Origin of the sequence: Catellatospora sp. NPDC049111 (assembly GCF_040648615.1) — a bacterium.
GTDB classification, from domain to species: Bacteria; Actinomycetota; Actinomycetes; order Mycobacteriales; family Micromonosporaceae; genus Catellatospora; species Catellatospora aurea.
This window is the reverse complement of record NZ_JBEZEB010000022.1, coordinates 1-22,184: the sequence shown is the minus strand read 5'-3', so window position 1 is coordinate 22,184 and position 22,184 is coordinate 1. Positions and strand designations below refer to the sequence as shown.

The following is a 22,184-nucleotide window of genomic DNA, read 5'->3' as shown; positions in this document are numbered from 1 at the left end:
GTTCAGACCACCAGGCTCGCGTATCCCGGGTAGGTCACCACGAAGCCGTCCTTGTCGACGGCCAGGTCGGCCGTGAAGCTGCCCGAGGTGTAGCGGATGGTGTCGGCGTCGACCACCGTGTACGTCTGCTCCACCGGGATCACCTGCAGCGACGGCACCCGGATCCAGGCCATCGGCACGGTGTGGGTGGTGCCGGGCTCCGCCCCGAGCAGGCCCAGCCGCCGGATCGGCAGCGTGTTGGTCAGCGCGGTGGCCTCCAGGTCCACGTCCAGCACCCCGGCCAGCCGGCCCGGGTCGACGATGCCGGGCAGCTGCACCGAACCGAACTTGCCCTGCTCGCTGGTGGTCACCCGCCACGAGTCGCCCGAACGCTCCAGGCGCACCTCGCGCTGCCAGCCGGCGCCCTCGGACTCCACGGTCATGGTGTCGGTGGCGAAACCGTCCACCGTGGTCAGTTTGTAGCGGCAGGCGTGCGGCACCGGTTCGGCGGCGACCACCTGACCGTGGGCGAGCAGCTTGTCGGGACGCAGATCGACCAGGGCGATGTCGGTGCCGACCTCGACCATCCGGTCCCACAGCAGGGCGCGCGGCAACGGGCTCATGCCCTGAGATTAGTGACGCCGCGCCGCCTGCGGGGCGGATTCGCCCGTACGCGTCCACAGTGCTCGGCCGACGGAGAATTCCGCCAGGTCATCTTCACGTTCGTGAATGTTTCTGACAGCATGTGCGCACCCGTCCCACACCCCCGTGATGGAGCCCCCATGGTGTTCCCGCTCCGCGCCGCCGTACCCCTGCTGGCGGCGCTCTCGTTCGTGCTGCTCGGCACGCCCGCGCACGCCGCCGCCCCGACCTACACCGCCCTCGGCGACTCCTACGCCTCCGGCACCGGCACCCGCGAGTACTTCGACACGACCTGCCAGCGCTCCAACAGCGCCTACCCGAAGCTGGACGCCGCCCGGCTCGGCGCGACCCTCACCTTCGCCGCCTGCGCGGGGGCGAAGATTCCGGCCATCCTCAGCGGCCAGTTGGGCAGCCTCAACGCCGACACCCGCTACGTCACCGTCAGCGCGGGCGGCAACGACATCGGCTGGTCCTCGGTGATCGTCCAGTGCGCCAAACCCTGGCCGTACACCTGCTGGGGCGACATCGACAAGGCCGAGGCGTACATCCGGAACACCCTGCCCGGCCAGCTCGACCAGCTCTACACCCGCATCCGCGCGCTGGCCCCGAACGCGACCGTGGTCGTGGTCGGCTACCCGCGGCTGTTCAACGGCGAGGAGTGCAACGCCATCGCCCGCATCTCACCCGGCGAGCAGGCGGAGCTGAACGCCGCCGCCGACCTGCTGGCCACCACGACCAAGGCCCGCGCTGCGGCCCGCGGCTTCGCTTTCGTCGACGCCCGCGGCCCGTTCACCGGCCACGCGGTCTGTGACGACGTCGAATGGATCAACGGCACGTCCTGGCCGACGGGGGAGTCCTACCACCCCAACAAGGCCGGGCACGTCGGGTACGCGAACGCGGTGGAGACCGCGATGCGCGCCTGACATTCATCGAAGTGTGTCCTCGCGCAGGCTGGTGCGGCAAACGGAGCGGCACTAGCCTGCGCGGGTGGGCAGTAGGCCGAACCACGCCGTGATCCGCGACGGCTCGCACACGCTGTACTTCCCCGGCGACGCCGGGGACGGCCTCGACTACCTGCTGGCGCCCGGCCCCGACGTCGTGCTGCGGTGGCTGGACGGGCAGACCGGCGACCGGTGGCCCGCCGACCCGCGCTGCCCGGCCGGTGTCCTGATCGACCCGGCCCGGCAGGTGCTGCTGCTGTTCGCCACCGCGCTCGGCGACTACGCCTACCGCGCGGCCGTGCTGGACGCCTTCACCCGCACCTGGTCGGGCTGGCAGATCCACTGGGCCTACGACGGCCTCGCCGATCTGGCCGAGCACACCGGGGCAGACCCCGCCGCGGCAGCGCTGCCGCTGGAAACGCCGCGGCTGCCACGCTACGACGGCCACGATCCCGAGCTGCCCCTGGCGGCACTGGTCACGGTCGCGGGCGAGCACGGCTGCCGGGCGTACGGCCTGAGCCCCGACCTGGCCGCCGAGCAGCCGTTCCGGGCGGGCCCGGGGCTGGTGGACTGGCTCGCCGGCGGGGAGCCGCTCGAGTGGTGCGACGAGATCCCCAGCGCCGGCCTGCACCTGGACCCCGCGACCCGCACCGCGGGCCTGTGGAGCGTCCAGCCGCTGCACGGCCTGCGCGAGCAGTGGCCCGTGCTGTGGCCCGGCTGGACGCTCGACTTCTGGGGCGACGCCTACACCAGGCAGGTGGCGCTGTGCCCCGACGTGCTCGACGAAGTGCCGCAGGTGCAGGTCGAACCCGGCCTGCGTGAGCTGGCCAGGTGCCTGGTCGACCGGTGGCCGGTGCGCTCGGCGCTGGCCGAGGCGGGGCTCGACGTGGACCGGCTGCACGTCCAGGACGTCGGCGGCATGCGGGCCATGCTCGACGTCGGGCTGACCGCCGACGAGCTGGCCCGGACCGTCGACGCCGTCATGGGGCGCTGAAAACCCCGGCGAGCGCCGCCGCGCGGCCGGTACGCTGCGTCGACTGGAGATCATTCCCGCGGGCCGTGCGCCGTCCCGCGGCAGGTGGGGAGCGACGCGATGGGGCAGGCACTGGCCGTGGGCGACCGGATCGAGGTGCTCCTGCTCAAGGAGGAGCGGGAGAAGATCCGCTACACCGCGGACGTGCTCGCCGACGACGGCACGCACCTCGTCGTCCGGGCCCCGTGGGCCGGCACGCAGGCCCGCGACTTCGGTTTCGTACGCTTCGAGCAGGGCGACGTGTTCACCGAGCACTTCTGGCGCGACCGCTGGTACGCGGTCAAAGAGGTGCGGGACGCGTCCGGCGTGCTCAAGGGCTGGTACTGCGACGTGACCCGCCCGGCCGTGCAGGACGGCGGCGTGCTCCGGGTCGCCGACCTCGATCTGGATCTGTGGGTGCCCGCCGGCGGCGGCGCGCCGCTGCGCCTGGACGAGGACGAGTTCCTCGCCAGCGGATTGACCGAACGCGATCCCTCCGCCGCCGCACGAGCCTGGCAGGCACTGTCCGACCTCGAAGAACTGGCCGCGGACCGCTTCGCCGCCCTGGGTTGACGCGCGTTGCCCCGATCGGCGGAAAAGTTGTCGACGCCGGGAACCGAACCGGACCCGGCGCGGTCACAGGGGGCATGAAGGCTACGACTCTTGGACTCCGGGTGGCGCTCGCGTCGCTCGTGCTGCTGGCTGCCGGATGCGGGCGTGCGACCGACACCGCCGACGGCGACGGCGGCGGCTATTCGTTCCCCGGCGGCGACACCGTCGCGGTGCGCGTGGACCACGTCGGCGGCTTCGTGCCCGCGACCGTCAACCTGACCCGGCTGCCCGCCCTCAGCGTGTACGCGGACGGCCGTGTGATCAGCGAGGGCCCCACGACCATGGAGTACCCCGGCCGCGCGCTGCCGAACATCCAGCTGCGCCGGATCTCCAGTGGCGACGTGCAGGCGCTGGTCGCCAAGGCGATCGAGGCGGGCGTGGGCCAGCCGACCGACTTCGGCACCCCGGGCGTCACCGACCTGCCCAACACCCGGATCGTCGTCACCACCGCCGACGGCGTGAAGAAGACCGAGGTGTACGCGCTGCTCGACGACATGAGCCACGCCGGGCTGACCCCCGCCCAGGAGCAGGCGCGGCGCAAGCTGCTGGATCTCATCAAGGCGCTGACCGACCTGGACACCACGCTCGGCGCGGGCAAGGTCGGCCCGGTCGAGCAGTACGTCCCGACGAAGGTCGCGGCCGTCGCCGCCGCGTGGCAGGACCCGGGCGCCGGGGTCGACGCCGGTCCCGCCGTGGCGTGGCCGGGGCCGGCGCTGCCGGGCGCGTCACTGGGCGAGGGCCTGAGCCTGGGCTGCGTGGTCGCCGACAAGGACGCGCCCGCGGTGCTCGCGGCCGCCGCCAAGGCCACCACGATCACCAAGTGGACCTCGGGCGGCAAGGACTGGACCGTCACCCTGCGTCCGCTGCTGCCCGACGAGACCGGCTGCGAGTCCCTCGGCAAGTGACCGAGGCCGCTCCGCGGCCCTTCGACGAAGCCCCGCCCAGGCTGCCTCCCCGGCCCGGACGGGGCTTCGCCCATTCCGCCCGCCCGCCTGCAGCGCCCGTCCTTGATAAACGTTGGCCTATCTCATCGAATTTCCGGCGCTCGGATTCGATGAGATAGGCCAACGTCTACGTCAGGCGGGGTCGGCGGCGGCGGGGTGGCGGTGGCGGTGGCGGTGGCGGTGGTAGAGCAGGGCGCCGGCGGTGAGGACGAGTGGCCAGAGCAGGTACCAGCCGGTGGCGGCCAGCAGGCCGACGACCGCGATCAGCGCGACCATCGCGTGCTTGCGGGCGGCTGAGCCGCGCGGCAGCAGCCGCAGCGCCGAGGCCGCACCCAGGGCGTACACCGCGACGAACGCCCCCGTGGCCAGCAGCACCAGCGGCTGAGCCCCGGTGCCGGTCAGCGCGACCACGACCATGGCCACCGCGGACAGCCCCGATGTGATGGCAAGGCTGCGCCGGGGCACGTCACCGGCGCTCGCGCCGCGGGCCAGCCAGGCGGGCAGCGCCCCGTCGCGGCCCAGCGCCGCGCCGAGCTTGGCCGCGCTGCCGTAGTAGGCGTTCATGGTGCCGAAGGTCAGCAGCAGCGCGGCCGCCGCGGCCAGGGTGCTCGCCGGGCCGCCGAGTCCGATGGCGAGCAGCCGGGCCAGCGGTGCGTCGGCGGTGGCGTCGGGGCCGAGCACCAGGATGCCCGCACCGGCCACGGCCAGGTACAGCACGCCGACCACCGCGACCGCGATGGCGGCGGCGCGGGGCAGGTCGCGTTCGGGCCGCCGGAAGTCCGCGGCCAGGTGGGTGATCGCCTCCCAGCCGGCGAAGCTCCACACCAGCAGTGCCGCCGCGGGGGCGATGGCGAGCCAGCCGTGCGGGGCGAACGGGCGCAGGTTGGCGGTGTCGCCGTGCGGGGCGGCGCTGAGCACGGCGGCGAGCAGCAGCACGACCAGCAGCACGGCCAGCACGAGCTGGACCTTGCCGGAGACGGTGACGCCGAAGACGTTGGTGACGGTGACCGCGAGGATCAGCGCGGCCGCGGTGAGCAGCACGGTGCGGTGGCCGCCGCCGACCGCGGCCTCGACGTAGGCCCCGGCGAACATGGCGGCGGCGGGGGCTCCGGCGGGCACCGCGAAGTAGAAGCACCAGCCGATCGCCCCGGCGGCGCGGGGGCCGAAGGCCAGCCGGACGTAGGTGGAGACGCCGCCCGCGTCGGGGTGGCGGGCGCCGAGCGCGGCGAAGGTCATCGCCAGCGGGATGGACAACAGCACCAGGCCGAGCCAGGCGATCAGCGAGGCGGGCCCCGCGGCCTGCGCGGCGAGTGCGGGCAGGGCGATGACACCGGTGCCGAGCACGGCGCCGACGTAGAGCGCCGCGCCCTGGGCCGTGGTGAGCCGTCCGGCGTGCGCGGGGCCGGCCGCGGTGGGGGTCTGCGGCCTGGCGAGGGTCTCGGTCATGCTGTACAGCCTGTCTTGCGCGGAGTGATCACAACAGTGGCAGGAATGCCGTCGTGCGATAGGATTCTGCCATGAAGCGGCACGTGGTCGCCCTGGCGCTGACCGACGACATCCCCGTGTTCGAGCTGGCGGTGCCGTGCGAGGTGTTCGGCATCGACCGCTCCGATCTGGTGGATCCGTGGTATGAGCTGCGCCTGTGCGCCGCCGAGCCGGGTCCGCTGACGGTGCGCGGCGGGCTGACCGTGCAGCCGCGATACGGCCTGGAAGGGCTCGCCGACGCCGACACGGTGATCATCCCGGCGTGCAACCGGATGGTGCAGTGCGGTCCTCCGCCGCCGATCGTCGAGGCGGTGCGCCAGGCCCACGCCCGGGGCGCGCGGATCGCCTCCATCTGCAGCGGCGCGTACGTGCTGGCCGCGGCGGGTCTGCTGGACGGCAGGCGGGCCACCACGCACTGGATGAACATGGTCGACTTCGCCAACCGCTTCCCCGACGTGAAGGTCGACCAGGAGGTGCTCTACGTCGACGAGGGTGACGTGCTCACCTCGGCGGGCACCGGCGCGGGCATCGACCTGTGCCTGCACCTGGTGCGCAACGACTTCGGCGCGGCGGTGGCCAACGAGGTGGCCCGGCGCATGGTGGTGCCCCCGCACCGCGAGGGCGGGCAGGCGCAGTTCGCCCACCCGCTGGCGCGCGGCGAGGCCCGCTCGGAGATCTCGCCGGTGCTCGACTGGGCCCGCGACCGCCTCGACCAGCCGCTGACCGTCGCGCAGCTGGCCCAGCAGGCGCACCTGAGCCCGCGGACGTTCGCCCGCCGGTTCCGCGACAACCTGGGGGTCAGCCCGCTGCAGTGGGTCCTGGAGCAGCGCATCCGCCGCGCTCAGGAACTGCTGGAGACGACCGACGAGCCGGTGGAGAGGATCGCGTGGCGCACCGGGTTCGGCACGGCGGTCAACATGCGCCAGCACTTCCGCCGCTTCACGTCGATCTCTCCGCAGACCTACCGGCAGACGTTCCGCCGCGCGCACGGCCGCACCGCCGGATAACAGTTAGGAAACCTTAACGAAGGTCCCCACCTTGACCCGGGTCCACCGAGTCGAGCCCAGTATGAGGACAACGTGGAAGACCGCCGCCCTGGTGGCGCTGGCGGCGACGGTGCTGGGCCTGGGCGCGTGCGGCGGGGAGCAGCAGCCGGCGGCCGCACCCGATCCGTCCGCCGCGGCGCGGCAGCGGGTGATCGACGACGCCAACGCCCCGTGCGTGAGCGACCCCGGCCAGCTCGTCGTGATCGAGAACGCCAGGCACGGCCTGACCGCCGCCTGGCAGACCGGGCAGGGCGACACCGGCGTCGTGCTGCTGCACCAGGTCGACGGCGGCATCTGTCAGTGGTCGGCCTTCGCCCGGCTGCTGGTCGAGAAGGGACACCGCGCCCTGTCCGTCGACGTGGCCTCCCGAGACGCGGTCGAGTTCGCCCAGGCCGCCGTCGCCCACCTACGCGAGCAGGGAGCCAAGCGGGTCTTCGTCTTCGGCGCGTCCCGCGGCGGCACCATCGCCCTGGCCGCGGCCGCGGGCGTGACCCCGCCCGTGGACGGCGTGGCCAGCCTGTCCGCGCCCACCGTGTACGACGCCGACGCCCGCGCCGCCGTGGCGAAGCTGCCCGTCCCGGTCGTCTTCGCGGCGGGCTCGAACGAGGCCCGCTTCGCCGACGCGGCCCGCGAACTGCACGAGCTGTCGGTCTCGGCGCACAAGAAGCTGGTGCTGCCCAGCTCCTCCCGGCACGGCGTCGGCCTGCTCGACGACGCGATGAACACCCTGCTGCTGGCCTTCCTGGCCGATCCGGCGGCGGCGACCGCCTGACGGACCACACCGGGCCGGTCGGATCGGCGGACCGACCGGCCCGAGCGCTCACCCCGCGGCGCGGCCAGCCGCCCACTCGTCGTAGCGCAGCTCGTACTCCACGTCGCCGTGCTCGCCGCCCTCGATCTGGTCCGGCCAGTCGAGGAAGAACGTGCGCAGGAAACGCAGGCCGGTCTTCTCCATCACCCGGCGCGAGCCGACGTTGACCGTCATCGTGTTCGCGGTGACCCGGCGCATGCCCAGCTCCGCGAAACCCTTGTCCACCAGCGCCCGCGAGCCTTCCGTGGCGTAACCCCTGCCCCACGCCGCCCGCCGCAGCCGGTAGCCCAGCTCGGCGGTCCCGGGTTCGGCCGGGTCGGCGGTCAGCGCGAACCAGCCCAGGAACGCCCCCGTCGCCTTCTCGACCGCGGCCCACCGGCCGAAGCCGGGAGACTCGCCGTACTGGGCGAGCCAGCGGGGGAGCAGCTCGTCACGGATCTGGTCGCGGGGCGTGGGCCTGCCGCCGTTGAGGTACCGGGTGACCGCCGGATCGGCGTCGAGGTCGTACAGCGCGTCCACGTCGTCGGGGGTGAACCGGCGCAGGATCAGCCGCGCCGTCTCCAGGTAGCTCGCCACCGGCGCATCCTCGCACGCCCACGGCATGCCGCCACGCGGAATAAGCCGGACGGCCGCGTCCCGGCGGTGGGACGCGGCCGTCCGGCCGTGCGGGGTCGGCTCAGGAGAACATCTTCTTGAGCGCGGCGTCGACCGAGGCGGTGTCCGGCGACGCGTACGACTTCAGCGTCTCCTTGTTGTAGGTCAGGAAGGACGGGCAGCGGTTGGCGGGGGCGTTGACGGTGCCGCCGTCGCCGATCTTCTCGCCGGTCCGGGCGTTGTGGAAGGTCAGCGTGTAGCGCGAGGACAGGTAGTCCACGGTCAGCTTCTTGCCGTCGCTGGCCTTGACGTCGCACTTCTGGCCGGCGGCCTCGCTGCCCTCGACGTAGCGCAGGCAGCCGACGACACTGACCTGGGCGTAGTCGGCGGACTTCGCGTAGTACGACGCCCGCGAGTCGATGGACTTGTAACTCCAACCGGTCGGCCGGGTCGGGCTGTTGGCGAAGACGTACGCCTTCGCCGAGGCCGGGGTGGTGTACTCGGCCGCGTTGAGGATCGCGCCGCCGGAGCACACGTCGCCGAAGTCGCTGGAGGAGTCCGCGGTGATCGCGTTGTTGTTGCCCGGCGGCGGGGCCGCCGCGGAGGTCCCGGGTGTGGAGGTGCGCGTCGGCGTGGTCGGCACGACGGGGTCGTCGTCGGCGTTCGCGAGCACCGCCACGCCGATCGCGCACAGGATCAGCAGCAGCACCGCGGCAACGGCGATGATGCCGATGATGAGGCCCTTGTTGGACTTGGCCGGCGGCTGCTGCGCGTATCCGGGTTGGCCGTAGGGCTGCTGCCCGTAGGCGGGCTGCCCGCTGTACGGCTGGCCCGGTGCGCCGTACTGCTGCGGCGAGGCCGGCTGCGCGTACGGATCGGTGGGCGGGCGGTACGGGTCGGGCTGCTGGGCGTAGGGGTCGCTCACGTGTGGGTCCATTCACCTGATCTGCGGGGTTCAAACCAACGTCTGAGGACCGTAGAGTCCGCGCGCCACCTCCCGCGACGCCGACCCGGCACGCGGTCGGCCGGACCGGGTCCGGTTCCGGGAACGTGAGCTCAGGTCGACCCGTGACAGGACGCGCACGTCAGCAGGGGTGTGGCAGGCCGGTGCGACATTCCGGCCCCTGGTGCGGCCGCACCCGCCCACGCTGGCGAAAAGTGACAGAGATCACTCAATTCGGCGGCAGATTCTTCCGACCTGTGGGACGTCGTCCACCGGTCAGGAGTCGCCCCACGGGTTCAGTGCCCCGGTGGCCTCGCCGCAGGTGGCGCTGACCCAGCCCAGCGGCTGGCCGTAATAGTTGGTGGTGACGGCGCGGCCGTTGCCGTCCCCGTCGACCGTCGCGGTGTACGCGCCGAAGAAAGTCGGGCCTTCGGCGCTGTCGAAGGTGCAGCGCACCGCGCTGCCAGGCGTGAAACCGGTCAGCTGCAGGCCGACGTAGGCGCACGCGGATCCGGGACAGTTCGCGTTCTGCGGCGGGCCACCGCGGAAGACGGTGACCGTAGGCTTCGCGCCCTCTGGGAACGGCGGCCACTTCACCGCGGCGGCCAGCGACAGGTAGGCCAGGACGGTGCCGACGACGGTGGCCACGAGCGTGACGATCGCGGTCGTCCGCTTCAGCGGGGTGGGGGATTCCGCGCTCGACATCTGCTGACTCCTGGTGACGAAGGGCTGCCGCGATGGTACGCAGCGCACCCGTCCGGCCGTTCGGCCAGGTGTTCGTCCACCGGGGACGGGAGAGCGGCAGGCGCCCCGTGGGAAAGGCGCCTGCCGCTCCGATGTGGGGTGGGTCAGCCGAGGCCGTTGCGCATGGCCGTGATCAGTTCACCGTTCGTGGTGTCGCCGGACAGCTCCCAGAAGAAGCCGCCGCCGAGGCCCTGGTTGTTGGCGTACGACATCTTCCCGCCGATGGTGGCCGGGGTGTCGTAGCTCCACCAGTTGCTGCCGCACTTGGCGTACGCGGTGCCCGCGATGGTCCCGGTCGCCGGGCAGCTGTTCTTGAGGACCTTGTAGTCCTCGATGCCCGCCTCGTAGGTGCCCGGCGCCGCCCCGGTGGCGGTGCCGCCCGGTGTGGCCTGGGTGACCCCGGTCCAGCCGCGGCCGTAGAAGCCTATGCCCAGCAGCAGTTTCGCCGCCGGAACGCCCTTGCCCTTGAGTTTCTGAATGGCGGCGTCCGAGTTGAACCCGGCCTGCGGGATGCCCGTGTACGACGTCAGCGGCGAGTGCGGGGCGGTCGGCCCCTGCGGAGCGAACGCGCCGAAGTAGTCGTAGGTCATCACGTTGTACCAGTTGAGGTACTGCGCGGCGGCGTTGTAGTCGGTGGCGTCGATCTTGCCGCCGCTGCTGCCGTCCGCGGTAATCGCGGCCGTGACCAGGTAGCTGCTGCCGAACCTGTTGCGCAGCGCCTGCATCAGGTTCCGGAAGGCCAGCGGTCCGCTGCTGTCACAGGACAGGCCGCAGGCGTTCGGGTACTCCCAGTCGATGTCGATGCCGTCGAACACGTCGGCCCAGCGCGGGTCCTCGACCAGGTTGTAGCAGCTGTTCGCGAACGCGGTCGGGTTCGCCGCGGCCTGGCCGAAGCCGCCGGACCAGGTCCAGCCGCCGAACGACCACAGCACCTTGATGTTCGGGTACGCCTTCTTGAGCTTGCGCAGCTGGTTGAAGCTGCCACGCAGCGCGCCCGCGTCCCAGGTGTCGGCGACGCCGTCCACGCTCTCGGCCGCGCTGTAGGCGCGGTCGTAGTCGGCGTAGGAGTCGCCGATCGTGCACTGCCCGTTGGTCACGTTGCCGAACGCGTAGTTGATGTGCGTCAGCTTCGCGGCCGAGCCGCTGGTCACCATGTTCTTGACGTGGTAGTTGCGCTGGTAGACGCCCCACTCCACGAAGTAGCCGAGCAGCTTCTTGCCGCCGGGCGGCGCGGTCGGCCCGGACGGGGACGGCTGCGGCGGGGAAGGCGACGTGCTCGGCGAGGCGCTCGGCCGCGGCGGGCTGGGCGACGCGGTCGGGGTCGGCGGGTTGCTCGGCGGGGTGCCGGGGCCGTCGAGGGAGAAGTCGTCGGCCTGGTAAGCGGCCAGGCCGTACCAGCCGTGCACGTTGACGGTCAGCGAGGTCTGCCCGGCGGCCGTGGTCAGGTTCAGGCTGAGTTTGGTCCAGGCGTTCGCGGCGGCCGGGTTCCAGGTCTCGGTGCCGCCGGTGTAGCCGAGGTACACGTAGCCGCCGCCGCCGCGTACCCAGGCGCTGAGCACGTACGCGGTGTTGGGCAGCACGGTGACGGTCTGGCTGCACTGGGCGTGGTTGGAGCCGTTGGGCGTGCCCTGCAGCGCCCGGGTGCCGGCGTGCACGGGGGTGGTGACGACGCTGCCGAGCCCGGCGCTGCAGCTCCAGGGGGACAGGCTGCCGGTCTCCAGGCCCGGGTTGGCGATCAGGTTGGCCGCGTTGGCGGCGGACGAGATGGCCAGTGATGCGCCCATCGCGACGACGGTGGCGGCCGCGGCCGCGAATATCCGGGTGCGAAGGCTCTGAACGGGGCGTTTCATGAGCTACCACCTACCTTGGGGGAGTGCAGGCTTACTTCATGTAATCGCCAACATAAATTAAACAAACCTAATAGTAAATACGGTCATCAATGATCTATTGCGATGTGCCGCGCGCGTGACGCTCGCCGCTGGTCAGGGGATGAGCGTCGAGGCAGCATGGTGGGGTGCATGCCACGAAAGAGCGCGTCGCGGAACTCGCCGCGATGATGGCCGAGGGCGGCGTCGCCGTGCTCAGCGGCGCGGGTCTGTCCACCGAGTCCGGCATTCCCGACTACCGCGGACCGGACGGGGTGCAGCGCCGCCACGCGCCCATGACGTACCAGGCCTTCACCCGCGAGCCGCAGTCCCGGACCCGCTACTGGGCGCGCAGCCACCTCGGCTGGCGCACCATCGCCCGCGCCTCACCCAACACCGGCCACGAGGCGGTCGCCGCGCTCCAGCGCCACGGCGTGCTCTCCGGCATCGTCACCCAGAACGTCGACGGCCTGCACCAGGCCGCCGGGGCCGAGGGTGTCATCGAGCTGCACGGCAGCCTGGACCGGGTGATCTGCCTCGGCTGCGGCGAGGTCACCCCGCGCGCCGACCTCGACCGGCGGCTGCACCGCGCCAACCCGGGCTTCTCCGCCCGCATCACCGCCGTGCACCCCGACGGCGATGTCGAGTTCGGCGACGACGAACTGGCCGGCTTCGGCACCGTCGACTGCACCGGCTGCCCCGCCGGCATGCTCAAGCCCGATGTCGTCTTCTTCGGCGAGACCGTGCCCCCCGACCGCGTACAGCAGTGCTTCGACCTCGTCGAACGCTCCCGCCTGCTCCTGGTCCTCGGCTCCTCGCTGACCGTCATGTCCGGCCGCCGCTTCGTCATCCGCGCCGTCAAACTGGGCATCCCCGTAGCCATCGTCAACCGCGGCGCCACCCGCTCCGACGCCCAGGCCACCCTCACCCTCGACGCCCCCCTCGGCCAAGCCCTCCCCGCTCTCGTCCACCACCTCTCCGGCCACCACCTCACCCCCCTCCCGGGATGATCATGAACTTATGGGCAGGTTCGACGGTGTGTCGCGCCCACAACTTCGTGATCGATTAGTGGGGGGCGGCCTGGGTGGTCGGGCCAGCGGGTCGACTGCGGTGACCATGACGTTGTGGCCACGGCGCGCCGTCGAGCCGTGCCATAAGTTCATGATCAACCCGGGAGGGTGGGGGTGGGCAGGTAGCGGTCGAGGTAAGGGTTGCGGAACTTGCCGGCGGGGTCGAGGCGGGTGGCCAGGGCGGTGAAGGCGGGCAGGTGGGGGTACTGGGCGCGGATCAGGTCGGGTTCGAGGCCGAAGACCTTGCCCCAGTGGGGGCGGGCGCCCAGGGGGATCAGGCGGTCCTCGACGGCGGCGACCACCGGGGCGACCGCCGCCTCGTCGGCGATCCAGGTGAAGTGGAACGCGATGCTGTCGCGGCCCTGAGCGGGGCTCAGCCAGAGGTCGTCCGCGGCGATGCTGCGGATCTCGGACACCTGGATCACCAGCGCGATCCGGTCGGCGATCGTGTCCAGGGCGGCCAGCGCCTCCAGCGCCCGCGAGCGCGGCACGAAGTACTCCGACTGCAGCTCGTCGCCCGCGCTCGGGGTGAAGTCGAGCCGGAAATGCGGTAGCCGCTCGTGCCACGGGCCGGGCTCGCCCCGCTGGGCCGTGCAGTGCACCGGCGACATCGTGACGATCGGGTGCCGGGGTCCGTCGGCCGGCCCAGCCCCGAACAGGTCCGCGCCGAGCGGCTCGGCGTCGGCGCGCTGCTTGAGCCACACCTGCTCGACGTCCGGCCCGCGCCATCGGGTGAACAGGCTGACGCTGTACGCCGCCCCGAACACCTCGTCGAAGTGGTCCTCCAGCGCGGTGCGGGGCAGGTGCTCGTACACGTGCTGGCGCACCTCGAACGTCGGCACGACATCCAGGGTCAGCGCGGTGACGACGCCCAGCGCGCCGAGCGACACCACGCTGCCCGGCAGATCGTCGCCGTCGACCTCGATCAGGTCGCCGTCGGCGGTGACCAGCTCGATCCCGCGTACCGCGGTCGCGAGGTTGCCGTTGCGGTCGCCGGAACCGTGCGTGCCGGTGGCGACCGCGCCCGCGATCGAGATGTGCGGCAGCGAACCCAGGTTGTGCAGCGCGTACCCGTGCCGGTGCAGGTACGGCGCGAGCTCGCCGTACCGCGTGCCCGCCGAGACGCGGACCGTGGAGCGCCCGCGGTCCAGGTCGGCGATCCGCGGCAGCCGGGCCGCGGTGACCAGGTCGTGCGGGGTGTCCGCGATGCGGTTGAACGAGTGCCCGGTGCCCAGCGCGCGCACGTGGCGCGCCCCCGCGACGGCGGCCCGCAGCTCGTCCACCGTGGACGGCCGATGCAAGCGCGCCGCACTGAAGGTGACATTGCCGGCCCAGTTGGTCCCGTCAGTGGCCATGAACATGAGCCTAGATCACATCCCGCCCCGCCGTTCTTCCCGGCGGGTGGTGGGGGCGGGCGGCGTCGCCTGAGAGGTGGCGACGCCGCCCGGTTCTGACATCGGCCCAGCCCCGGGCCGGTGTCAGGCCGCGATGCCGCCGGCGTGGATCACATCGCGGTACCAGCGCGCGCTGTCCTTCAGCAGGCGCTGCTGGGTGTCGTAGTCGACCCGGACGATGCCGAAGCGCTTGCCGTAGCCGAACGCCCACTCGAAGTTGTCGAGCAGCGACCACACGAAGTAGCCGCGCAGGTCAGCCCCGGCGGTCATCGCCTCGTGCGCCGCGGCGAGGTGGGCGCGCAGGTAGGCGATGCGCTCGTCGTCGCGGACGCGGCCGTCGGCGTCGACCTGGTCGTCGTAGGCCGCGCCGTTCTCGGTGACGTACAGCGGCAGGTCCGGGAAGCGGCGGTGCACGCCGATGAGCACGTCACGCAGGCCGGTCGGGTCGACGGTCCAGCCCATCTCGGTGCGCGGGCCGGGGGTCTGGTGGAACGTGATGTCCTGGCTGGCCGGGTACACCGAGGGCTCCTCGTGCGGTGTGGCCGCGGCGCTGACCAGGTCGGGGGCGTAGTAGTTGACGCCGAGCGCGTCGATCGGCGCGGAGATCACGGCCAGGTCGCCCTCGCGCACGAAGGACCAGTCGCTGACTGCCGCGGTATCGGCCATGACGTCGGCCGGGTACGCCCCCGTCATGATCGGGTCGAGGTAGATGCGGTTGAGCAGGCCGTCGATGCGCCGGGCGGCGTCGCGGTCGCCGGCCGAATCGGTCAGCGAGCGCACCGCGCCCTGGTTGAGGGCGATGGACACCTGCGCCGTCGGCACCGCCGCGCGCAGCGCCTGCACGGCCAGGCCGTGGCCGAGCAGCAGGTGGTGGGTCGCCAGCAGCGCGTCGGCGGGGTTCTTGCGGCCCGGGGCGTGGAAGCCCGCGCCATAGCCGAGGAACGCCGAGCACCACGGCTCGTTGAGGGTGCACCACAGCTTGACCCGGTCGCCGAGCCGGGCGGCGACGACGGCGGCGTAGTCGGCGAAGCGCAGCGCGGTGTCGCGGGCGGGCCAGCCGCCCCGGTCCTCCAGCTCCTGCGGCAGGTCCCAGTGGTAGAGGGTGGCCGCGGGTTTGATCCCGGCGGTCAGCAACTCGTCGACGAGTCGGTCGTAGAAGGCGATGCCGGCCGGGTTCTCCCCGGACCGCCCGCCGGGCTGCACGCGCGGCCAGGACACCGAGAACCGGTACGCCGACAGCCCGATCTCGCGCATCAGCGCGACGTCCTCGCGGTAGCGGTGGTAGTGGTCGGCGGCGACGTCGCCGGTGTGCCCGTCGACCACCAGGCCCGGGGTGGCGCAGAAGGTGTCCCAGATCGACGCGGTGCGGCCGTCGTCGGCCACGGCCCCTTCGATCTGGTACGCGGCGGTGGCCGCCCCCCACCAGAAGTCGGGTGGAAACCGCAGCTCCTGCGCGGTGGCTGCGGCTGGTGCCTCGGTCTGGGTGGGCATGGGTTCCCTTTCGTGGAAACGGGCGGCGGGAGAGCGCATCGGGAAACGCGATGGAGAGCGCTCTCCGAGTGAGTCCCAGGCTCCCGGCAACGGGCCGCCGATGTCAAGAGCGGATAGCCCAGCGGCGATGAGGGAATCGATGAGACGAGATACAAAACGCTCTCATGCGGACAGTTCGGCATAGCCGGCAGTCGCTGTCTTGACAGCGGGGAAATGTCGGCGTAACACTCGGAGAGCGCTCTCCACCTCACGGCCCTCCGGCCGGAGCTCTCCCCGTTGCAACAGGTAGGAGCCCCATGACCCCCGTCAGTCACCGCCCGGGTGCGCGGCATCTCGCCCGCCGCTGGCGGATAGCCATACCCATCGCGGTCACCACGGTCATCTCATCCCTCGCTCTGGTCATCCCGTTCACCAGCGCCAGCGCCGCCGACTCGCTGATCTCGCAGGGCAGGCCCGTCACCGCGTCCTCGGTGCAGGGCGCGGACCTGGCCGCAGCCAACGCGGTGGACGGCAACTCCGGCACCCGCTGGGGCAGCGAGTGGAGCGACCCGCAGTGGATCCGCATCGACCTCGGTCAGACCGCGTCGATCAGCCAGGTGATCCTGGAATGGGAGGGCGCCTACGGCCGCTCGTTCCAGATCCAGACCTCCGCCGACGACGTGAACTGGACGCCGATCTACACGACCACCACCGGACCCGGCGGCACGCAGACCCTCAACGTCACCGGCTCCGGCCGGTACGTGCGCATGCACGGCACGGTGCGCAACAGCGGCTACGGCTACTCGCTGTACGAGTTCAAGGTCATCGGCTCGTTCGGGCCCGCCCCCAGCCCGAGCGTCAACCCGGGCGCGTGCGGCACCACGAACGTCGCCCAAGGCAAGACCGCCACCGCCTCCTCGATCGAGGGCGCGGGCACCCCCGCCTCGGCGGCCGTCGACGGCAACGTCGGCACCCGCTGGTCCAGCGTGTACAGCGACCCGCAGTGGCTGCAGATCGACCTCGGCAGCACGCAGAGCATCTGCCAGGTGGTGCTGCAGTGGGAGGGCGCGTACGCGACCGCCTTCCAGCTGCAGACCTCGGCCACCGGCACCGGCGGCTGGACGAACATCTACAGCACCACCACCGGCCCCGGCGGCACCCAGACCCTCAACGTCGGCGGCAGCGGCCGGTACCTGCGCATGTACGGCACCACCCGCGCCAACGGCTACGGCTACTCCCTGTGGGAGTTCAAGGTCTTCACCGGCGGCATCGTGACCTCCCCGTCGCCCAGCCCCAGCACCCCGACCAGCCCGAGCCCCAGCCCGTCGGGCAACTGGACCACGGTCTGGGAGGAGAACTTCGACGGCGCGGCCGGCACCTCCCCGAGCGCGGCGAACTGGCTCATGCGCACCGGCACGCAGTACCCGGGCGGCGCGGCGAACTGGGGGACCGGCGAGATCGAGACCGCCAGCAACTCCACCGCCAACGTCTACCTGACCGGTGACGGCAAGCTGAACATCAAGGCGATCCGCGACGGCGCGGGCGCGTGGACCTCGGGCCGGCTGGAGACCCAGCGCACCGACTTCGCGCCGCAGCCGGGCGAGCTGCTGCGCTTCTCGGCCGTCATCCAGCAGCCCAACGTGGCCAACGGCCTGGGTTACTGGCCGGCGTTCCGGGCCACCGGCGCGGCGTACCGCGGCAACTACAACAACTGGCCGGGCGTCGGCGAGACCGACATCATGAGCGGTGTCAACGGCCGCAGCCAGCTGTCCAACACCCTGCACTGCGGCACCGCCCCCGACGGGCCGTGCGGGGAGTACAACGGGCGCACCTCGGGCCTGGCGACCTGCCTGGGCTGCCAGACCGCGTTCCACGAGTACGCGCAGGTCATCGACCGCACCAAGACCGACGAGGAGATCCGCTTCTACCTCGACGGCCGGCAGACCTGGGTCGTGCGGGAGAGCCAGGTCGGCGTGGCCGCCTGGCAGGCCGCCGTGCACCACGGCTTCTACCTGCGGCTCGACCTGGCCATGGGCGGCCTCTACCCGAACGCCATCGCGGGCGAGACCGTGCCCACCTCGGAGACCACCTCCGGCGGCGTGCTCGCCGTCGACAAGGTCACCGTGTCCAAGCAGGTCGGCACCACCGCGCCGGCGATGACCGACCCGGCGATCCCCGGCGGGCCGAGCGTCGTGCGGGTCACCGGCACGCAGGGCAACTGGCAGCTCCAGGTCAACGGGGCCCCGTTCCTGGTCAAGGGCCTGACCTACGGCCCGCCGCAGGGCGCGGCCGACGGCTACATGCGCGACCTGAAGAACATGGGCGTCAACACGATCCGCACCTGGGGCGTGGACGACACGCAGACCCCGGTGCTGCTCAACACCGCCGCCCGCCAGGGCATCAAGGTGATCGTCGGGCACTGGTTGAACCAGGGCGCGGACTACGTCAACGACACCGCGTACAAGACCAGCGTCAAGGCCGAGATCGTGGCCCGGGTCAACGCGCTCAAGAACAACCAGGGCGTGCTGATGTGGGACGTCGGCAACGAGGTGCTGCTCACCATGCAGGACTTCGGGCTGCCGGCCGCCGAGGTCGAGGCCAGGCGCAACGCGTACGCCGCGTTCGTCAACGAGGTCGCCGTGGCGATCCACGCCGCGGACCCCAACCACCCGGTCACCTCGACCGACGCGTGGGTCGGCGCGTGGCCGTACTACAAGAACAACTCGCCCGCGCTCGACATCTACGGCATCAACTCCTACGGCGCGGTGGGCGGCCTCAAGCAGGCCTGGATCGACGGCGGCTACACCAAGCCGTACGTGCTCACCGAGGGCGGCCCGGACGGCGAGTGGGAGGTGCCCAACGACCTCAACGGGGTGCCGACCGAGCCCACGGACCTGAGCAAGCGGGCGCAGTACACGGCGAGCTGGAACGCGATCCTCAGCCACCCCGGCGTCGCGCTCGGGGCCACCGAGTTCCACTACGGCTTGGAGAACGACTTCGGCGGCGTCTGGCTCAACACGCTGACCGGCGGCTGGCGCCGGCACGGTTGGCACGCGCTCAAGCAGGCTTACAGCGGCACGGCCTCGGCCAACACACCGCCGGAGATCACCAGCCTGACGCTGTCGAACCAGACGTCGATCCCGGCCGGCAGCCAGTTCACGCTGTACGTCGGCGCCACCGACCCGCAGGGCGACCTGCTGCGGTACAACATCATGTACAGCAACAAGCACATCAACGGCAACCGCGGCTTCGACAACGTGCGGTTCACCCAGCTGGGCGGCAGCAACGAGTTCTCGGTGACCGCGCCGCAGCAGATGGGCGTCTGGAAGATCTACGTGTACGTGTTCGACGGCCACGGCAACGTGGGCATCGAGCAGAAGTCGATCCGCGTCGTCGCGCCGACGTTGCCGGGCACGAACATCGCCCAGGGCCGCCCCGCGACCGCCTCGACGTACCAGCCGACCGGCACCAACGGGCCGCAGCTGCCCTCCTACGCCGTGGACAACGACTACGGCACCCGCTGGGCCAGCGAATGGGTCGCCACCGCGTGGCTCCAGGTGGACCTGGGCTCGGTCAGGACGTTCAACAACGTCCTGCTCGGCTGGGAGGCGGCGTACGCCAAGTCCTACCAGATCCAGGTCTCCAACGACGGGACCAACTGGAGCACGGTCTACTCGACCACCGCCGGCAACGGCGGGTTCGACATCCTCCCGGTCACCGCGACCGGCCGTTATGTCCGTATGAACGGCCTGGACCGGGCCACCGCGTACGGCTACTCACTGTGGGAGTTCGGCGTCTACCAGAGCTGACGCCGGACCGCTCACCGGGTGCGGCGGGTGGAGGCATCGACCCGCCCGCCGCACCATCACGCTCGCGCACGTTGCGTGATCGCTCGACTTGCCAGGCACCGGGGCGTATCTTGAAGCGCCTTTCGCCCACCTGCCTGGCAAGTCGAGCGATCATGGCTGCGGCCGCACGCGCGGCGCGGGCGGGCCGGTAAAAGGGTCTCAATACGGGCAGGTCGAGGGCGGAGAGCGCTCTCCCTTTGTGCTATAAAGACGTTCATGACCAGTGACCAGACGCCGGCGCAGCGGCTGCCGACGCTCGAGGACGTCGCGCAGGTGGCCGGCGTCTCCAGGGCCACCGTCTCGCGGGTGATCAACAACATCCGCAACGTCGACCCGCAGCTGCACAAGGTCGTCTGGGACGCGGTCACCGCCACCGGCTACGTGCCCAACCGGGCGGCGCGGTCACTGGTCACCGGCCGCACCGGCGCGATCGCCCTGGTCGTCTCCGAGGCGGAGAACCGGGCCGCGGACGATCCGTTCCTCGGCCGCTTCTTCTCCGACCCCTTCTTCGGCCGGGTGGTCGGCGGCGTGCTCAGCGTGCTGCGACCGTCCGGGGTGCACCTGGCGCTGGTGCTCGCCGGTGACGAGGACGCCTGCGCCAAGGTCGTCTCCGACGTGCGCCAGGGGCAGGTCGACGGCGTCGTGGTGCTGTCCCTGCACCCGCACGACCCGCTGCCCAGAATGCTCGCCGACGCCGCGGTGCCCGCCGTGCTGTACGGCCGCCCCGCCGCACCCATGCCGATCAGCTACGTCGACGTCGCGACCTACCAGGGCGCGAAACTGGCCGCGGACCACCTGGTCGCGCGCGGCTGCCAGCACGTCGCCACCATCTCCGGCTCCGTGGACATGCCGGCCGGCGTGGACCGCCTCAACGGCTTCCGCGAGGCGATGGCCAAGCAGGGCGTGGCGTACGTGCCCTCCTACGACGGCGGCTTCACCCAGGAGGGCGGCGAGCGCGCCATGGAGCGACTGCTCGCCGAGCATCCCGAGGTGGACGGCGTCTTCGTGGCCAGCGACGTGATGGCCCAGGGCGCCATGATGGTGCTGCGCGACCACGGCAAGACCGTGCCCGACGACGTCGCCGTCATCGGCTTCGACGACAGCAGCGCGGCCCTGTCCAGCCGCCCCCCGCTCACCACGGTCCGCCAGCCGGTCGAGGACATGGCCGCCGAAATGGCCCGCCTCCTGCTCACCCGCATAGACTCCCGCGCCAACCGGACCACCAGCGTCATCTTCGACCCCGACCTGGTCCACCGCGCCTCCGCCTGACCCCCGCCCGTTCCGGATCGCCGTTTCCCGTTGATCATGAACTTATGGCACGGCTCGGCGGTGTGTCGTGGTCACAACATCATGATCAACGTTGGTCGATCCTGCGCGCGGTTGGGTCATGACCTGCGCCGATGTCTTGTTCTGTAACAGCACGGCAACTGACTCTTGACAGGACCTGGCGGCGGGGCGATGCTCTGGCGTGGGAGAGCGCTCTCCGGTAGAGCGCTCTCACGAAGCTCCTCTGCACGTTACCCCAAAAGAACGCACCATCCCTTCCTGTGTTTGGAGGAAAAGCATGCGTCCAGCCCTGAACGGCGGAAGCCTGCGCCGCCGCGCCCTCGTGGTCGCGGGCCCGCTGCTCGCGACCGCGCTGGTGCTCGGCACCGCGGCCTGCGGTGGCAGTGACGATCCGGCGAAGCCGGGTGGCAAGGTCAAGCTGACGATCGCGACGTTCGGCGAGTTCGGTTACAAGGACTTGTACAAGGAGTACATGGCCGCGAATCCGAATGTGGAGATCGTGGAGCGGATCACCAAGGCCGAGGACCACCACAAGAACCTCGCCGCGCACCTGGCGACGAACACGGGTGCCGCCGACATCGAGGCGATCGAGGAGGGCTGGGCGGGTCAGTTCACGGCCAACCCGGGCAAGTTCTACAACTGGATGGATTACGGCGGCGGGGACATCAAGTCGCAGTGGCCGGCGTGGAAGTGGCAGCAGGGTTCCTCGGCCAAGGGTGAGGTCGTCGGCCTCGGGACCGACGTGGGTGGCATGGCGATGTGCTACCGGCGGGACCTGTTCGAGAAGGCGGGTCTGCCGACCGACCGCGAGGCTGTCAGCGCGCTGTGGCCGACGTGGGAGAAGTACATCGAGACGGGCGTGAAGTTCAAGAACGCCAACGTCAAGGGTTCGGCGTGGATGGACGGCCCGACGATCATCTACCGGTCGATCCTCGGCCAGCAGCCGGTGGGTATCTACGACGGTGACAAGGTCGTCGTGGAGTCGAACCCCGGTGTGAAGCGGGCGTGGGACCTGACGATCGACGCGATCAACAAGGGTCTGTCGGCGAAGATCGCTCCGTGGTCGGCTGACTGGAACGCCGGTATGGCCAAGGGCTCGTTCGTCACGCTTGCCTGCCCGTCGTGGATGATGGCGTACATCCAGAGCCAGGCCAAGGACTCCTCGGGCAAGTGGGACATCGCCGCGGTGCCCGGTGGTGGCGGTAACTGGGGCGGCTCCTTCCTGACGCTGCCCAAGCAGGGCAAGAACGTGCAGGAGGCTGCGAAGCTGGCGAAGTGGCTGGTGGCTCCCGAGCAGCAGGCGAAGGTGTTCCGCGCTCTCGGTAACTTCCCGTCGACCGTCTCCCTGTACGAGGACGCGGTGATCAAGGACTTCAAGAACCCGTTCTTCAACAACGCGCCTGTCGGTCAGATCTTCTCGAACTCGGTGAAGACGATGGTGCCGCAGTACATGGGTCCGAAGTCCGGTGACATCAACACGGCGATCCAGAACGGTCT

18 protein-coding genes are annotated in these 22,184 nt (G+C 71.3%); 10 read left to right on the top strand and 8 right to left on the bottom strand.

Annotated features, from left to right (window positions below; translation table 11 throughout):
• Nucleotides 1–2: 2 nt before the first annotated feature.
• Nucleotides 3–602 (bottom strand): putative glycolipid-binding domain-containing protein, encoded by a 600-nt coding sequence (locus AB0B66_RS26115; protein ID WP_360534807.1) that lies wholly within the window; start codon nt 600–602, stop codon nt 3–5.
• Between the two features lie 159 nt (nt 603–761).
• Between AB0B66_RS26115 and AB0B66_RS26110 the strand changes: the two genes are divergently transcribed.
• The 4 genes from AB0B66_RS26110 to AB0B66_RS26095 all read left to right on the top strand — a co-directional run bounded on the left by AB0B66_RS26110 (nt 762) and on the right by AB0B66_RS26095 (nt 4,091).
• A complete protein-coding gene (locus tag AB0B66_RS26110) occupies nt 762–1,544 on the top strand; it encodes an SGNH/GDSL hydrolase family protein (RefSeq protein WP_360534805.1) in 783 nt (260 codons plus the stop codon).
• 64 nt (nt 1,545–1,608) lie between these two features.
• The gene (locus AB0B66_RS26105; protein WP_360534803.1) at nt 1,609–2,556 is read left to right on the top strand and encodes a hypothetical protein; all 948 of its coding nucleotides are present in this window, start codon (nt 1,609–1,611) and stop codon (nt 2,554–2,556) included.
• Nucleotides 2,557–2,655: 99 nt separating this feature from the next.
• Nucleotides 2,656–3,147, top strand: coding sequence for a DUF402 domain-containing protein (locus AB0B66_RS26100; RefSeq protein WP_360534801.1), 492 nt, complete (start codon nt 2,656–2,658; stop codon nt 3,145–3,147).
• A 101-nt stretch (nt 3,148–3,248) separates the two neighbouring features.
• Nucleotides 3,249–4,091 (top strand): hypothetical protein, encoded by an 843-nt coding sequence (locus tag AB0B66_RS26095; RefSeq protein ID WP_360534799.1) that lies wholly within the window; start codon nt 3,249–3,251, stop codon nt 4,089–4,091.
• Between the two features lie 171 nt (nt 4,092–4,262).
• Here the strand turns inward: AB0B66_RS26095 and AB0B66_RS26090 are convergent, their stop codons facing one another.
• A complete protein-coding gene (locus AB0B66_RS26090; RefSeq protein ID WP_360534797.1) occupies nt 4,263–5,576 on the bottom strand; it encodes an amino acid permease in 1,314 nt (437 codons plus the stop codon).
• 71 nt (nt 5,577–5,647) lie between these two features.
• On the opposite strand from AB0B66_RS26090, the gene AB0B66_RS26085 reads away from it, so the two are divergent.
• The gene (locus AB0B66_RS26085; protein WP_360534795.1) at nt 5,648–6,622 is read left to right on the top strand and encodes a helix-turn-helix domain-containing protein; all 975 of its coding nucleotides are present in this window, start codon (nt 5,648–5,650) and stop codon (nt 6,620–6,622) included.
• Between the two features lie 61 nt (nt 6,623–6,683).
• Nucleotides 6,684–7,433: a hypothetical protein gene (locus AB0B66_RS26080; RefSeq protein ID WP_360534793.1), complete on the top strand. Its 750-nt coding sequence runs from the start codon at nt 6,684–6,686 to the stop codon at nt 7,431–7,433.
• A gap of 48 nt (nt 7,434–7,481) precedes the next feature.
• Here the strand turns inward: AB0B66_RS26080 and AB0B66_RS26075 are convergent, their stop codons facing one another.
• From AB0B66_RS26075 to AB0B66_RS26060, 4 genes are all read right to left on the bottom strand, one after another.
• Nucleotides 7,482–8,048, bottom strand: a complete 567-nt coding sequence (locus AB0B66_RS26075; RefSeq protein ID WP_360534791.1) for a GNAT family N-acetyltransferase — start codon at nt 8,046–8,048, stop codon at nt 7,482–7,484.
• Between the two features lie 100 nt (nt 8,049–8,148).
• Nucleotides 8,149–8,991 carry a hypothetical protein gene (locus tag AB0B66_RS26070; protein WP_360534789.1) on the bottom strand — a complete coding sequence of 281 codons (843 nt, stop codon included), beginning with the start codon at nt 8,989–8,991 and terminating at the stop codon, nt 8,149–8,151.
• 294 nt (nt 8,992–9,285) lie between these two features.
• Nucleotides 9,286–9,714 carry a hypothetical protein gene (locus tag AB0B66_RS26065; protein WP_360534787.1) on the bottom strand — a complete coding sequence of 143 codons (429 nt, stop codon included), beginning with the start codon at nt 9,712–9,714 and terminating at the stop codon, nt 9,286–9,288.
• A gap of 143 nt (nt 9,715–9,857) precedes the next feature.
• Nucleotides 9,858–11,603: a glycosyl hydrolase family 18 protein gene (locus AB0B66_RS26060; protein WP_360534785.1), complete on the bottom strand. Its 1,746-nt coding sequence runs from the start codon at nt 11,601–11,603 to the stop codon at nt 9,858–9,860.
• A gap of 164 nt (nt 11,604–11,767) precedes the next feature.
• Between AB0B66_RS26060 and AB0B66_RS26055 the strand changes: the two genes are divergently transcribed.
• Nucleotides 11,768–12,628, top strand: a complete 861-nt coding sequence (locus AB0B66_RS26055; protein ID WP_360534783.1) for an NAD-dependent protein deacetylase — start codon at nt 11,768–11,770, stop codon at nt 12,626–12,628.
• A gap of 155 nt (nt 12,629–12,783) precedes the next feature.
• Here the strand turns inward: AB0B66_RS26055 and AB0B66_RS26050 are convergent, their stop codons facing one another.
• Together AB0B66_RS26050 and AB0B66_RS26045 are read right to left on the bottom strand one after the other, a co-directional pair.
• Complete coding sequence (locus tag AB0B66_RS26050) at nt 12,784–14,043, bottom strand: FAD-binding protein (RefSeq protein WP_360534781.1); 1,260 nt, start codon at nt 14,041–14,043, stop codon at nt 12,784–12,786.
• A 123-nt stretch (nt 14,044–14,166) separates the two neighbouring features.
• A complete protein-coding gene (locus AB0B66_RS26045; RefSeq protein ID WP_360534779.1) occupies nt 14,167–15,573 on the bottom strand; it encodes a GH1 family beta-glucosidase in 1,407 nt (468 codons plus the stop codon).
• Nucleotides 15,574–15,869: 296 nt separating this feature from the next.
• On the opposite strand from AB0B66_RS26045, the gene AB0B66_RS26040 reads away from it, so the two are divergent.
• The 3 genes from AB0B66_RS26040 to AB0B66_RS26030 form a co-directional block, all read left to right on the top strand.
• Nucleotides 15,870–19,361, top strand: a complete 3,492-nt coding sequence (locus AB0B66_RS26040) for a discoidin domain-containing protein (protein ID WP_360534777.1) — start codon at nt 15,870–15,872, stop codon at nt 19,359–19,361.
• Nucleotides 19,362–19,616: 255 nt separating this feature from the next.
• Complete coding sequence (locus AB0B66_RS26035) at nt 19,617–20,669, top strand: LacI family DNA-binding transcriptional regulator (protein WP_360534775.1); 1,053 nt, start codon at nt 19,617–19,619, stop codon at nt 20,667–20,669.
• A gap of 295 nt (nt 20,670–20,964) precedes the next feature.
• The coding region (locus tag AB0B66_RS26030; RefSeq protein ID WP_360534773.1) for an extracellular solute-binding protein at nt 20,965–22,184 on the top strand (1,220 nt) is incomplete at its 3' end.

What these genes read in the sequence shown, in the direction of transcription:
- AB0B66_RS26115 (WP_360534807.1), bottom strand. Translation starts at nt 602, where the DNA reads ATGAGCCCGTTGCCGCGCGCCCTGCTGTGGGACCGGATGGTCGAGGTC.
- AB0B66_RS26110 (WP_360534805.1), top strand. Translation starts at nt 762, where the DNA reads ATGGTGTTCCCGCTCCGCGCCGCCGTACCCCTGCTGGCGGCGCTCTCG.
- AB0B66_RS26100 (WP_360534801.1), top strand. Translation starts at nt 2,656, where the DNA reads ATGGGGCAGGCACTGGCCGTGGGCGACCGGATCGAGGTGCTCCTGCTC.
- AB0B66_RS26090 (WP_360534797.1), bottom strand. Translation starts at nt 5,576, where the DNA reads ATGACCGAGACCCTCGCCAGGCCGCAGACCCCCACCGCGGCCGGCCCC.
- AB0B66_RS26085 (WP_360534795.1), top strand. Translation starts at nt 5,648, where the DNA reads ATGAAGCGGCACGTGGTCGCCCTGGCGCTGACCGACGACATCCCCGTG.
- AB0B66_RS26080 (WP_360534793.1), top strand. Translation starts at nt 6,684, where the DNA reads ATGAGGACAACGTGGAAGACCGCCGCCCTGGTGGCGCTGGCGGCGACG.
- AB0B66_RS26065 (WP_360534787.1), bottom strand. Translation starts at nt 9,714, where the DNA reads ATGTCGAGCGCGGAATCCCCCACCCCGCTGAAGCGGACGACCGCGATC.
- AB0B66_RS26060 (WP_360534785.1), bottom strand. Translation starts at nt 11,603, where the DNA reads ATGAAACGCCCCGTTCAGAGCCTTCGCACCCGGATATTCGCGGCCGCG.
- AB0B66_RS26050 (WP_360534781.1), bottom strand. Translation starts at nt 14,043, where the DNA reads ATGGCCACTGACGGGACCAACTGGGCCGGCAATGTCACCTTCAGTGCG.
- AB0B66_RS26045 (WP_360534779.1), bottom strand. Translation starts at nt 15,573, where the DNA reads ATGCCCACCCAGACCGAGGCACCAGCCGCAGCCACCGCGCAGGAGCTG.
- AB0B66_RS26040 (WP_360534777.1), top strand. Translation starts at nt 15,870, where the DNA reads ATGACCCCCGTCAGTCACCGCCCGGGTGCGCGGCATCTCGCCCGCCGC.
- AB0B66_RS26035 (WP_360534775.1), top strand. Translation starts at nt 19,617, where the DNA reads ATGACCAGTGACCAGACGCCGGCGCAGCGGCTGCCGACGCTCGAGGAC.